Origin of the sequence: Falsiroseomonas sp. HC035 (assembly GCF_050563525.1) — a bacterium.
GTDB lineage: Bacteria > Pseudomonadota > Alphaproteobacteria > Acetobacterales > Acetobacteraceae > Falsiroseomonas.
Window position 1 is genome coordinate 66,652 of record NZ_JBNXUN010000008.1, and the last position, 12,162, is coordinate 78,813.

Sequence of the window (12,162 nt, forward strand, 5' to 3'; positions counted from 1 at the left end):
TTGTCGTCAAGCGTTTGGGCATCTTTTTCGGCTATGCGCCGAGCCGTGCTTTCACGAGCGGACCGGCCTTCGCCATGTCCATGACCGCGCCGTGCTGCGCGCGAAGCAGGGCCATCACCTTGCCCATGTCCTTGACGCTGGTCGCGCCGGCCTCCGCCACCGCGGCCTCGACGGCGGCGGCCATCGCGGCCTCGTCCATCTGCTGCGGCAGGAAGCCCTCGATCACCGCGATCTCGGCCTCCTCCTTCTCCGCCAGGTCCAGGCGGTTGCCCTGGCGGTACAGCGCGGCGCTTTCGGCCCGGGACTTCACCATGCCGCGCAGCATCGCGATGATCTGGTCGTCCGGGACCTTGTCGACGCCGGAGGGGCGGGCGGCGATGTCGACATCCTTGAGCTTGGCGGTAATCATCCGCAGGCTGGAGGTGCGGGCGGCATCCTTGGCCAGCATCGCGGTCTTCAACTCGGCGGTGAAACGGGTGCGAAGGTCGTCGGCCATGAGGGGGTTCTCCTTGTGGCGCGGCTGTAGCACGGCGCCGCGCTTGGGAAAAATATTCCCAGACCTGGACCTGGCTTGTCCTGGGAACCGAATTCCCACATATCTGCGGCATGCGAACCGTCGAAGAGATCATCGCCCTGATGGGCGGTCCGGATGCCGCGGCAGCGCGGCTTGGCATCGGCACGGAGGCGGTGCGCAAGTGGCGCCAGTCCCGCGCCGTGCCGCCGAAGCACTGGGCCGCCATCATGGCCGCGACCGGCCTGCCGCTCGCCGAACTGCCGCAGGGCGAGACCACCCGCAAGGAGACCCCCGCCGTGACGCAGACCGCACAGCCTACCCCGGCCGGCAACCCGCCCATCGGCGCAACCGCCGCGCTGGTTCTGGCGGATGGCAGCGTGTTCTGGGGCCGCGGCTTCGGCGCGCAGGCGACCACGGTGGCGGAGATCTGCTTCAACACCTCCATGACCGGGTACCAGGAGGTGCTGACCGATCCCTCCTATGCCGGGCAGACCATCTGCTTCACCTTCCCGCATATCGGCAATGTCGGCGCCAATGCGGAAGACATCGAGGCGATCACCCCCGCCGCGCGCGGCCTGATCGTCAAGCAGGACCTCACGGAGCCGTCCAACTACCGCGCCACGCGGCACCTGGATGACTGGCTGAAGTCGCATGGGGTGCCCGGCATCGCCGGGATCGACACGCGGGCGCTGACGGTCCGCATCCGCGATGGCGGCGCGCCGAACGGCGTGCTGGCGTATCCCGCCGATGGCCGTTTCGACATCCCGGCGCTGGTGGCGCAGGCCAAGGCCTGGCCGGGGCTGGAGGGGATGGACCTGGCCAAGGAAGTCTCGACCCGGCAGTCCTATGCATGGGACGAGACGGAATGGGCCTGGGGCGAGGGCTACGGCCGGCAGGATTCGCCGCGGTACAAGGTTGTAGCGGTCGATTACGGCGCCAAGCGCAACATCCTGCGCTGCCTGGCCGCCGCCGGCTGCGCCGTGACGGTGGTGCCGGCGACCGCGACGGCGGAGGACATCCTGTCCCACAAGCCGGATGGCGTCTTTTTGTCCAATGGTCCGGGCGACCCCGCGGCGACGGGTGAATATGCGGTGCCCGCGATCCGCGGCGTGCTGGAGACCGGCCTGCCGGTGTTTGGCATCTGCCTCGGCCACCAACTCCTGGCGCTGGCCCTGGGTGCGAAGACCTACAAGCTGGACCTCGGCCACCGCGGCGCGAACCAGCCGGTGAAGGAGCTGGCGACGGGCAAGGTGGAGATCACCAGCCAGAACCACGGCTTCGCCGTGGATGATGCCAGCCTGCCGGAGGGCGTGACGGTGACGCATCGCAGCCTGTTCGACGGGAGCAACGAGGGTATCGCCAGCAGCACCAGGCCGGCGTTTTCCGTGCAGTACCACCCGGAGGCGAGCCCGGGGCCGACGGACAGCCACCACCTGTTCCGGCGGTTCGTGGGGATGATCGAGACGCACAAGGCGGGATGACGGGGCGATGCCCTCCCCCGAAACCCTCCTCGTCTTCGCCGCGCTCTCGCTCGGCCTCGCGGTCACGCCGGGGCCGAACATGCTGTACCTCATCTCACGCTCGCTTGCGCAGGGCACCGGGGCGGGGATGATCTCGCTGGTGGGGTGCCAGTTCGGCTCCTTCACCATCATGGTCTGCGCCGCCGCCGGCATCACCGCGGCGCTGCTGGCGGTGCCCTATGCCTGGGACGTGCTACGGCTTGGCGGCGCGGGCTACCTGCTCTACCTCGCCTGGCAGAGCGTGCGGCCGGGCGGGCAGCCGATCTTCGCCGCCCGGCCGATGCCGCGGGAACCCCGCGCGCGGCTGTTCTGGGTGGGCTTCGCCACCGCGGCGCTGAACCCGAAGGTGGCGCTGTTCTACATGGCGGTGCTGCCGCCGTTCCTGGACCCGGAGCGGGGCAACCTGTTCCTCCAGGCCGCCATCCTCGGCTTCGTGCAGATCGCCATCTGCACGGCGTGGGATGCGGTGCTGGTCTGGGGGGCGGCGGGGGCCGCGCGGTTCCTCGGCGCCAACCCGACCTGGATGGCGGTGCAGCGCTGGGTTCTCGGCGGCGCGCTGGCGCTGCTGGCGGTGAAGCTGGCAACCGAAAGCCGGGCCACATGAACGACGTCGCCTTCGGCCTGTTCGCCCTGGCCTATTCCGGACTGGTGCTGTTCGCCGTCGCCTCCTCGCTGCGCCGGCTGATGCCGCCGATGCGCGCAGCACTCGGCGCCTTCGCGCTATCCGTGCTGGTCCATGCCGCGACCACGCTGATGATCGGCGAGGCGGCGTCGCTCGCCCTCGCCTTCTGGGGCATCCCCCACCTGCTGATCCTGCCGCTGCTGCTGCTGAGCGCGCGGCGCCAGACGCATTCGAACGGAACCTGACCATGCCGAAGCGCACCGACATCAAGTCCATCCTCATCATCGGCGCCGGCCCGATCGTCATCGGCCAGGCCTGCGAGTTCGACTATTCCGGCGCGCAGGCCTGCAAGGCGCTCCGCGCCGAAGGCTTTCGCGTCATCCTGGTGAACAGCAATCCCGCGACGATCATGACCGATCCGGGGCTCGCGGATGCGACCTATATCGAGCCGATCACGGTGGAAATGGTCGAGAAGATCATCGCCAAGGAGCGCCCGGATGCGCTGCTGCCGACGATGGGCGGCCAGACCGCGCTGAACACCGCGCTGAAGCTGGACGCCGCCGGCATCCTGACGAAGTACGGCTGCGAGTTGATCGGCGCGAAGGCGGAGGTGATCGACAAGGCGGAGGACCGGCTGAAGTTCCGCGACGCCATGTCCAAGATCGGCATCGAAAGCCCGAAATCCGCCATCGCGCATTCGATGGAGGAAGCGCGTGCGGGGCTGGAGCAGGTCGGCCTGCCCTGCGTCATCCGCCCCTCCTTCACCCTCGGCGGCACCGGCGGCGGCATCGCCTACAACCGCGAAGAATTCGAGCAGATCGTCGCCGCCGGTCTCTCCGCCTCCATGACCACCGAAGTGCTGGTCGAGGAAAGCGTGCTGGGCTGGAAGGAGTATGAGATGGAGGTGGTCCGCGACAGCGCCGACAACTGCATCATCATCTGCTCCATCGAGAACCTGGACCCGATGGGCGTGCACACCGGCGACAGCGTCACCATCGCCCCGGCGCTGACGCTGACGGACAAGGAATACCAGCGGATGCGCGATGCCAGCATCGCCTGCCTGCGGGAGATCGGCGTCGACACCGGCGGGTCCAACGTGCAGTTCGGCATCAACCCCGTCGATGGCCGCATGGTGGTCATCGAGATGAACCCGCGCGTCTCGCGGTCCTCCGCCCTGGCGTCGAAGGCGACCGGCTTCCCGATCGCCAAGATCGCGGCGAAGCTCGCGGTCGGCTACACGCTGGACGAGTTGAAGAACGACATCACCATGGTGACGCCGGCCAGCTTCGAGCCGACGATCGACTACGTCGTGGTGAAGATCCCGCGCTTTACCTTCGAGAAGTTCCCCGGCACGCCGGCGACGCTGACCACGTCCATGAAGTCGGTCGGCGAGACAATGGCGATCGGCCGCAGCTTCGCGGAGGCCTTGCAGAAGGGCCTGCGCGGGCTGGAGACCGGGCTCACCGGGCTCGACGAGATCGCGGTGCCCGGCGATGGCTCGCATGCCGCCATCCGCACCTCGCTCGCCACGCCGAAGCCGGACCGTGCGCTGGTGGTGGCACAGGCGCTGCGGGCCGGAATGTCGGTGGAGGAGATCCACGAGGCCTGCCGCTTCGACCCCTGGTTTATCCGTGAGATTTCGCGGATCGTAGACGCCGAATCCCGCGTCAAGGCGGAGGGCCTGCCGAAGACCGCCGATGGCTTCCGGGCGTTGAAGGCGCTGGGCTTTGCCGATACGCGGCTGGCCAAGCTCACCGGCAAGACCGAAGCGCAGGTCTTCGCGGCGCGCGACGCCCTCGGTGTGCATGCGGTGTTCAAGCGCATCGACACCTGCGCGGCGGAATTCGCCTCCGACACGCCCTACATGTACTCGACCTATGAGGGCGGCTTCGGCGCGCCGGCCTGCGAGGCACGGCCGACCGACCGGCAGAAAATCATCATCCTCGGCGGCGGGCCGAACCGCATCGGCCAGGGCATCGAGTTCGACTATTGCTGCGTCCATGCCTGCTACGCGCTGCGCGACGCCGGCTACGAGACCATCATGGTCAACTGCAATCCGGAGACCGTCTCCACGGACTACGACACCTCCGACCGCCTGTATTTCGAGCCGCTGACGGCGGAGGACGTCATCGCCATCTGCCGCAAGGAGCAGGAGGCGGGCACGCTGCTCGGCTGCATCGTGCAGTATGGCGGGCAGACCCCGCTCAAGCTGTCCCAGGCGCTGCACAAGGCCGGCATCCCGATCCTCGGCACCAGCGCGGAGGCGATCGACATCGCCGAGGACCGCGAGCGTTTCCAGCAACTGCTGAAGTCGCTCGGCCTGAAGCAGCCGCAGAACGGCATCTCCCGCACGCTGGACGAGGCGATGGTGGAGGCGGAGCGCATCGGCTACCCGGTGGTGGTGCGGCCTTCCTACGTGCTTGGCGGCCGCGCCATGGAGATCGCCTACAACAAGGAACAGCTCCGCCGCTTTGGGGCGGAGGCGGTGAAGGTTTCGGGCGACAACCCGATCCTGATCGACCAGTACCTGGCCGATGCGATCGAGGTCGACGTGGATTGCATCGCGGATGAGACCGGGGATGTCTACGTCGCCGGCGTGATGGAGCATATCGAGGAAGCCGGCATTCATTCCGGCGACAGCGCCTGTTCCCTGCCGCCCTATTCCCTGCCGCCCGCCATCATCACGGAGCTGAAGGCGGAGACGGAGGCGATGGCCAAGGCCCTGAAGGTCAAGGGCCTGATGAACGTGCAGTATGCGGTGAAGGACGGCGAGATCTTCGTCCTGGAAGTGAACCCCCGCGCCAGCCGCACCGTGCCCTTCGTCGCCAAGGCGACAGGCATTGCGGTGGCCAAGATCGGCGCGCTGGTCATGGCCGGCGCGCATCTGAAGACCTTCGGGCTGGATGACACGGCGGTGTCGCGCCACGTCGCAGTGAAGGAAGCGGTGTTCCCGTTCAACCGCTTCCCCAACGTCGATGTCATCCTCGGGCCGGAGATGAAGTCGACCGGCGAGGTGATGGGCCTCGACCTGTCCTTCGAGAAGGCCTTCCTGAAGTCCCAGATGGGCGCGGGCGTGAAGCTGCCTGAATCCGGAACCGCCTTCCTCTCGGTCAAGGACAGCGACAAGACGGGCGCCATCACCCTGGCCCGCCGGCTGCTGGAAATGGGCTTCCGGGTGCTTGCCACCCGCGGCACCGCGGCACGGCTGCGGGAGGTGGGGCTGGACTGCACGGTGGTGAACAAGGTGGCCGAAGGGCGGCCGCATTGCGTGGACGCGATCAAGTCGGATGCGATCCAGCTTGTCATCAACACCGCCAGCGGCGGCCAGACGGTGTCCGACAGCTTCGACATCCGCCGCAGCGCCCTGACACATGGCGTGCCGCACTACACGACGCTGGCCGGCGCCCGGGCCGCGGTGCACGCCATCGCGGCCCTGAAGGGCGGAACCCTTGATGTAACCCCGCTCCAGGCCTATTTCACGCGCTCATTCTGAGCGGGCGGGGACGGGATCATCATCCTGTTCCCGCCTCGCCTGTTTCAGTGCAGCCCGCAATCTGCTTGCATGTGGTCGTCCCGCCCTGGCCCCGGCCAGGCGGCGGCCAACAGCAGGGCGGGCCGGGGTGCCCGGAGGAAGGACGCGACGTGCAGAAGTTCCCCATGACCGCGGAAGGGCTGGACCGGCTATCGGAGGAGCTGCGCCAGCTCAAGGTCGAAGAACGACCGGCCGTGATCCGCGCCATTGCCGAGGCGCGGGCGCATGGCGACCTTTCCGAGAATGCCGAATACCATGCGGCGCGGGAACGGCAGTCCTTCATCGAAGGCCGCATCGCCGAGCTCGAATCGATCATTCCCTCCGTCGAGGTCATCGACACCTCCAAGCTTTCCGGCAACCAGGTGCGCTTCGGCGCGCATGTGACGGTGGTGGACGAGGAGACGGAGGACGAGAAGACCTACCGCATCGTCGGTGCCTACGAGGCCGACATGAAGAACGGCTCCATCTCCATTTCCTCCCCGCTCGCCAAGGCGCTGATCGGCAAGGCGGTGGGCGACAGCGTCGAGGTCCCGGCCCCGGGCGGGGCCAAGGTCTACGAGATCGCCGGCGTCCGCTTCGCCTGACGCCATGACGCCCGTTCGCGCCCTGGCGGTGGAGCCCCCCGCGGCGCCGACCATCACGCTCGCCGATGTTCGCGCCGCCGCCGCCCGCATCCGCGGCGCGGTACTGCGCACGCCGACCCTCCATTGCGATGCCCTGTCCCGGGCGACCGGGGCGCGGGTGCATCTCAAGCTCGACAATCTGCAGGCGACCGGCGCCTTCAAGGAACGCGGCGCGGCGAACCGGATCGCGCTGCTGACGGCTCGGGAACGCGCCGCGGGCGTGATCGCCATGTCGGCCGGCAATCATGCCCAGGCGGTGGCGCGGCATGCCTCGCTGGCCGGGATCGCCGCCACGATCGTCATGCCGCGCTTCACCCCGGCGACCAAGGTGACGCGGACCGAGGGCTGGGGTGCCAGGGTGGTGCTGCATGGCGAAAGCCTGGCGGAAGCCGCGGCCCACGCGCATGAACTGGCGCTGCGCGACGGCCTGACCTTCGTCCACCCCTATGACGACCCCGCCGTCATCGCCGGCCAGGGCACCTGCGCGTTGGAAATGCTCGAGGATTTTCCGGATCTCGATGTGCTGGTGATCCCGGTCGGCGGCGGCGGGCTGCTGACCGGCTGCGCCGCGGCGGCGCTCGAACTGCGGCCCGGCATCACCGTGGTTGGGGTGGAGGTCGAAGGCTATCCGGCCATGGCGCAGCGCCTGGCCGGCCAGCCGGTCTCCGTCGGCGGCCCGACCGTCGCCGAGGGCATCGCCGTGCGCGACGTGGGCGAGGTGCCCTTCGCCTGGCTCAAGGCGCATGGCATCGAGGTGGTGCTGGCGCCGGAGCGCAGCGTCGAACAGGCCATCGCGCTGCTGGCCGAAGGTGCCAAGCTGGTCGCGGAAGGGGCCGGTGCCGCCGGTGTCGCCGCCCTGCTGGCGCATCCCGAGCGCTTCGCCGGCAAATCCGTCGGCATCCCGATCTGCGGCGGCAACATCGATGCCCGCGCCCTGTCCAACGTGCTGCTGCGGCAGTTGCTGCGGGACGGCCGTATCCTGCGGCTGCATTTCGACATCCCGGACCGCCCCGGCGTGCTGGCCGACATCGCCGGCCGGATCTCGACCCTCGGCGGCAATGTTATCGAGGTGAACCACCAGCAGCTTTTCGGCGCGCCCACGGTGCAGAGCACGGAGCTGTACCTGATGGTGGAGGTGCGCGACGGCCGCCAGGGCAACGCCATCATCGCGGCGTTGCAGGCGGCGGACTACGTCGTGCGGCGGGGCTGACCCGGATTTATCCTGCCGTCAGGTGCTGGCCGCAGGTCACCGATGGATGCCGCTTGTATTATTCCAATTCCCGCAGGAAGCCGCGCAGGTCCTCCGCCCAGAACCGGGCGAGGCCGGTCGTGCCGTGGCCGCGGGTCTCTGCGCTGGCCGGGATCAGCAGCAGCCGGGCATGCGCGATGCGCTGCATCGCCGCCTGCATCAGCCCCGTCTCCGGTGGGTTGCGCTCGTCATCCGCCGCGTTGATGGCGAGAACCCGGGCACGGATCCGCTCCAGCCCCGGTGCTGGATTGTAATCGCGGGAGCTGTCCCACTGGTAGACGAAGTCGTTCGCATCGCCGGGCGGCGGTGCGGCCAGCCTGGCCTCGACCAACCGGTCGGCACGCGCGCGGTCCGGGGCGATCGCCTGGAGGTTGAGCGTCCCGCCATTGGTGGCGGTGGCGAAGACCACGTTCGCCATGCGCATGGACTCCGGCTGCCGCGTGTAGTTGCCGCCCTCATAGGCCGGGTCACGGCGCACGGTTTCCACCATCAGCCGCCGCATCATCCAGTTCCGGGCCGACATCTCCGTGGGCTGCGACGCCATGGGCACGATGGCGTCCATGAACTCCGGATGCGTCACGCCCCAGATCCAGGCATGCATCCCGCCCATGGAATTGCCGATGATGAGGCGCAGGCGGCGGAGGCCCAGCCCTTCGGTCACCAGGCGGTACTGCGCCAGCACCATGTCGTCATAGTTGTAGCGCGGAAAGCCCGCGCGCAGCCCATCCGATGGCTTGGTCGTCCGCCCGCTGCCCAGCGCATCCGGCAGGATGATGAAGTGGCGGCTGGCATCCAGCGGCTGGCCGGCGCCGAACAACTCCCCGGCGAAGGCTGGCGTCAGCATGCTGCGGGCCGAACCATAGGTGCCGTGCAGCACCAGCACCGGAATGCCGGCGGGGTCGCCGATGGTGGTGTAGTGAATCCGAAGTTCCGGCAGGGTCTCGCCGGTGTGGAAGCGGAAGTCGCGCGCGACCCAGGTGGCCTCGCGGGGCGCCGGGTAGTCCGCAGCAAGCGCCGGCAGCGCCAAAAGGGCGAGGCCGGCCAGCAGGCAGGCACGACGCATCAGCGACAAGGCCATGGCACGTTCCCCCACAGTGTTATCGTTGCGGGGAGCGTAGCGGAGGTTCATGGCGCGCGGCTACTGCCTCGGCGGGCGCCCCTCCGCGCGGATTGACCCGGGCCTCCCAGGGCTGCGGCCGGTAGTCCGGCACGATGCGGCAGGGGCCGAGGGTGGTGATGGGGCTGGCCTCGCAGCGGCCCTGCAATTCGGCGGCGCCTGGCCGGCGGCGCGTCTCGGCCCAGCCGCGCAGCGCGGCGGCGGCGGCGGCGTAGATCGGGCCGGAAAGCTTGGAATGCTCGATCTCGTCGGTGAAGACCTGCACCAGCAGGTGGCCGTTGCCGGCGCGCTCCAGTGTCTCCCGGTAGGCGGACTGGTGTTCCACGAACACGGTCATGTCACCGATGCCGTGCAGCGTCAGCACCGGGATGGCGACGATGCCGGTGGGGTCGCCATCGGACGCCAGCCGTTCCACGGCGCCGGAATCCGCCACGATGCGCGGGATGCGGGCGTTCAGCCCGACATCGTCGGAGGTGCCGGCATACTGCACGTCGCGATTGCCGAAGGCGCTGCGCCCCTCCATCAGCCGCCAGCCGATATCGGCGAAGACCGTGGTCGCCCAGACCAGATGCGCCGGGATCGCCGCCTCCGGCACCCGGCTGGCGGCCGAAAGGTCAGCCAGCGCCCGCCGCTGCGCCGGCGTCCGCGCCTCCGGCGCCAGGTCGGCGCCGGTGCAGGCGAGGTAGCGGGACATCAGCTCCTCCCGCGTCATCCGCTGGCCACGCGCCAGGCCGAGGGTCACGACATATTGCGGCTCCTCCGGCCGCGGATGCGTGCCGCAGATCGCCTGGTAGGCGGCGCGAAGGTCCACCCGCATGTCGTAGGCCCGCGTCGGGCCGGCCAGCACGGCGGAGGTCAGCAGCGCGGCCTGCCAGGGGCGGGTACCCTCCGGGCCAGGCTCGTTCAGCGTCTCGATCGCCTTGGCAGCGACGGCGCCACCCCAGCTCTGGCCGTGCAGCAGGCTGAAGCGGATGGGACCGAGTACCTCCCCGGCGATGCGCCGCGCCGCCAGTGAGTCCTCGCCGCCGGAGCGGATGCCGAAGCCGGCGCGACGGCGGGAGGTGGAGACCCAGGCCCAGCCCTCCGCCAGGTATTCCGAATAGCGCAGCAGATCCTCATCCGTGCTGTCGGCGGCGGGTGCCGACATGCGGGGGCCGCCATAGACATGTGTGACAAGTCCGCCATGCCAGTTTTCCGGCCGTGCCAGCAGCAGGAAGGCGCCGTTCGCGTCCTGGCCGCGCCAGCATTGCGTGGTCGCCGGCAGCCCGGGCGGACAGGACGCCAGCGCAGGCGGCTCGACAGCCGCCACCATGCCCGGCCACAGCAGGCCGGCCAGGAAAAGGGCAGCCCGTAGCTTCAAGCCGGCACGCCCTCCACCGGCACGCCGCTTTCATCCTTGGTGGTGCGAATGGTCTGCAAGGTCTGCACCCGCAGCACGCTGGCGGCGCCGGTGAGGCGGGAGGTCAGGGCGTTCTCATGCGCGGTGTCACGCGCCACCAGGCGCAGCATGAAGTCGCCGCCGCCACGGATCATGTGGCATTCGCGCACCTCCGGCCATTCGCAAACCATCGCCTCGAAGGCCTGGAGAACCGCCTGCTTCTGGGTTTCCAGGCCCACCAGGGCGAAGAAGGTGATCTCCCAGCCCAGCACCTGCGGGTCGAGATCGGCATGGTAGCCGCGGATCACGCCCTGTTCCTCCAGCCGCCGCACCCGGCGCAGGCAGGGTGGGGCCGAAAGGCCGACGCGGCGGGCGAGCTCGACATTGGTCATCCGGCCATCGGCCTGGAGCTCCGCCAGGATGTGGCGGTCGACCTCGTCGATGTCCGGGGCGGGTGGTTCGGTCATGGCGATGCTGGCGTGTCCCATTCGGCGTGCGCGACGCAATATCCTTTCGGCATCGGCGATCTACAAGACGCGGGCCGACGAATCCACTCCGGGCTTGAGCCGCGGGGCTTGGCGGCCGATATGGGCGGGGAAGGTTCATTACTGCCGGATCCAAACCCGTGTCCCAGACTCGCCGCACCCGCCTGCTCATCCTCGGCGCCGGCCCCGCCGGCTACACCGCCGCCATCTACGCCGCCCGCGCAGGGCTGAAGCCGATGGTGGTCGCCGGGCTGCAGCCGGGCGGGCAGTTGACCATCACGACGGAGGTCGAGAACTTCCCAGGCTTCGCCGAGCCGATCCAGGGGCCGTGGCTGATGGACCAGATGCAGGCCCAGGCGACTCATGTGGGGGCGGAGGTGGTGCAGGACGTCATCACCTCCGTCGATCTCGGCCGCCGACCTTTCCTGGCCACTGGCGATTCGGGCGACGTTTACGAGGCCGAATCCCTGGTCATCGCGACGGGCGCGCAGGCGCGCTGGCTGCACATCCCGGGCGAGAAGGAATTGTCCGGCTTCGGCGTCTCCGCCTGCGCGACCTGCGACGGCTTCTTCTATCGCGGCAAGGACGTGGCGGTGGTCGGCGGCGGCAATTCCGCGACGGAGGAGGCGCTGTACCTGTCCAACCTCGCGCGCCACGTCACGCTGATCCACCGCCGGGACAGCCTGAGGTCGGAGAAGATCCTGCAGCACCGCCTGTTCGAGCGGCCCAACGTCTCCGTCATCTGGGACACGGCGGTGGAGCGGGTGCTTGCGGATGACAGTGGTCGGATGCCGGTGGCCCGAGGCCTGGCGCTGCGCAACCTGAAGACTGGCGCGCGCACCGAATTGCCGGTGCATGGCCTGTTCGTGGCGATCGGCCACGACCCGGCCACCGCGCTGTTCCGCAGCCAGATCGCCATGGATGACGAAGGCTACATCCGCACCACCCCCGGCACCACGCAGACCAGCCTGCCCGGCGTCTTCGCGGCGGGGGACGTGCAGGACAAGGTGTTCCGCCAGGCGGTGACCGCGGCCGGCACCGGTTGCATGGCGGCGCTCGAGGCCGAGAAGTTCCTGGCCCACCTGCCCGCGGTGGACGTCGCGGCCGCCTGATCGCGAAAAA

At 69.2% G+C, this 12,162-nt stretch carries 11 protein-coding genes; 7 read left to right on the forward strand and 4 right to left on the reverse strand.

The features are described 5' to 3' along the window. Positions 1-31 precede the first annotated feature (31 nt). Positions 32-496 carry a GatB/YqeY domain-containing protein gene (locus ACLF3G_RS17565; protein ID WP_430670705.1) on the reverse strand — a complete coding sequence of 155 codons (465 nt, stop codon included), beginning with the start codon at positions 494-496 and terminating at the stop codon, positions 32-34. A 110-nt stretch (positions 497-606) separates the two neighbouring features. On the opposite strand from ACLF3G_RS17565, the gene carA reads away from it, so the two are divergent. The 6 genes from carA (at position 607) to ACLF3G_RS17595 (ending at position 8,021) form a co-directional block, all read left to right on the forward strand. After that, positions 607-1,995, forward strand: coding sequence for a glutamine-hydrolyzing carbamoyl-phosphate synthase small subunit (gene carA, locus ACLF3G_RS17570; protein WP_430670706.1), 1,389 nt, complete (start codon positions 607-609; stop codon positions 1,993-1,995). Positions 1,996-2,002: 7 nt separating this feature from the next. After that, positions 2,003-2,638 (forward strand): LysE family translocator, encoded by a 636-nt coding sequence (locus ACLF3G_RS17575; protein WP_430670707.1) that lies wholly within the window; start codon positions 2,003-2,005, stop codon positions 2,636-2,638. Then, entirely contained in the window at positions 2,635-2,901 is a 267-nt protein-coding gene (locus ACLF3G_RS17580; protein ID WP_430670708.1) for a hypothetical protein, read from the forward strand. The genes ACLF3G_RS17575 and ACLF3G_RS17580 overlap by 4 nt, the downstream gene beginning before the upstream one ends. A 2-nt stretch (positions 2,902-2,903) precedes the next feature. Further along, positions 2,904-6,149, forward strand: coding sequence for a carbamoyl-phosphate synthase large subunit (gene carB, locus ACLF3G_RS17585; protein WP_430670709.1), 3,246 nt, complete (start codon positions 2,904-2,906; stop codon positions 6,147-6,149). A 149-nt stretch (positions 6,150-6,298) separates the two neighbouring features. Then, entirely contained in the window at positions 6,299-6,772 is a 474-nt protein-coding gene (gene greA, locus ACLF3G_RS17590) for a transcription elongation factor GreA (RefSeq protein WP_430670710.1), read from the forward strand. 4 nt (positions 6,773-6,776) lie between these two features. Then, positions 6,777-8,021: a threonine ammonia-lyase gene (locus ACLF3G_RS17595; RefSeq protein ID WP_430670711.1), complete on the forward strand. Its 1,245-nt coding sequence runs from the start codon at positions 6,777-6,779 to the stop codon at positions 8,019-8,021. Between the two features lie 58 nt (positions 8,022-8,079). On the opposite strand, the gene ACLF3G_RS17600 is transcribed toward ACLF3G_RS17595, so the two are convergent. The 3 genes from ACLF3G_RS17600 to ACLF3G_RS17610 are packed head-to-tail and all read right to left on the reverse strand — an operon-like array spanning position 8,080 to position 11,022. After that, positions 8,080-9,138, reverse strand: coding sequence for an alpha/beta fold hydrolase (locus tag ACLF3G_RS17600; RefSeq protein WP_430670712.1), 1,059 nt, complete (start codon positions 9,136-9,138; stop codon positions 8,080-8,082). 19 nt (positions 9,139-9,157) lie between these two features. Beyond that, on the reverse strand, positions 9,158-10,537 hold the full coding sequence (locus ACLF3G_RS17605) for a hypothetical protein (RefSeq protein WP_430670713.1): 1,380 nt from the start codon (positions 10,535-10,537) through the stop codon (positions 9,158-9,160). Continuing rightward, complete coding sequence (locus tag ACLF3G_RS17610; RefSeq protein ID WP_430670714.1) at positions 10,534-11,022, reverse strand: Lrp/AsnC family transcriptional regulator; 489 nt, start codon at positions 11,020-11,022, stop codon at positions 10,534-10,536. The genes ACLF3G_RS17605 and ACLF3G_RS17610 overlap by 4 nt, the downstream gene beginning before the upstream one ends. A 158-nt stretch (positions 11,023-11,180) precedes the next feature. Between ACLF3G_RS17610 and trxB the strand changes: the two genes are divergently transcribed. Beyond that, complete coding sequence (gene trxB / locus ACLF3G_RS17615; protein ID WP_430670715.1) at positions 11,181-12,152, forward strand: thioredoxin-disulfide reductase; 972 nt, start codon at positions 11,181-11,183, stop codon at positions 12,150-12,152. The last annotated feature ends 10 nt before the right edge of the window (positions 12,153-12,162 follow it).

Coding starts and splice junctions, on each gene's coding strand:
- carA (WP_430670706.1), top strand. CDS start 607: ATGCGAACCGTCGAAGAGATCATCGCCCTGATGGGCGGTCCGGATGCC.
- ACLF3G_RS17600 (WP_430670712.1), bottom strand. CDS start 9,138: ATGGCCTTGTCGCTGATGCGTCGTGCCTGCCTGCTGGCCGGCCTCGCC.
- carB (WP_430670709.1), top strand. CDS start 2,904: ATGCCGAAGCGCACCGACATCAAGTCCATCCTCATCATCGGCGCCGGC.
- ACLF3G_RS17565 (WP_430670705.1), bottom strand. CDS start 496: ATGGCCGACGACCTTCGCACCCGTTTCACCGCCGAGTTGAAGACCGCG.
- ACLF3G_RS17610 (WP_430670714.1), bottom strand. CDS start 11,022: ATGACCGAACCACCCGCCCCGGACATCGACGAGGTCGACCGCCACATC.
- ACLF3G_RS17595 (WP_430670711.1), top strand. CDS start 6,777: ATGACGCCCGTTCGCGCCCTGGCGGTGGAGCCCCCCGCGGCGCCGACC.
- ACLF3G_RS17580 (WP_430670708.1), top strand. CDS start 2,635: ATGAACGACGTCGCCTTCGGCCTGTTCGCCCTGGCCTATTCCGGACTG.
- ACLF3G_RS17575 (WP_430670707.1), top strand. CDS start 2,003: ATGCCCTCCCCCGAAACCCTCCTCGTCTTCGCCGCGCTCTCGCTCGGC.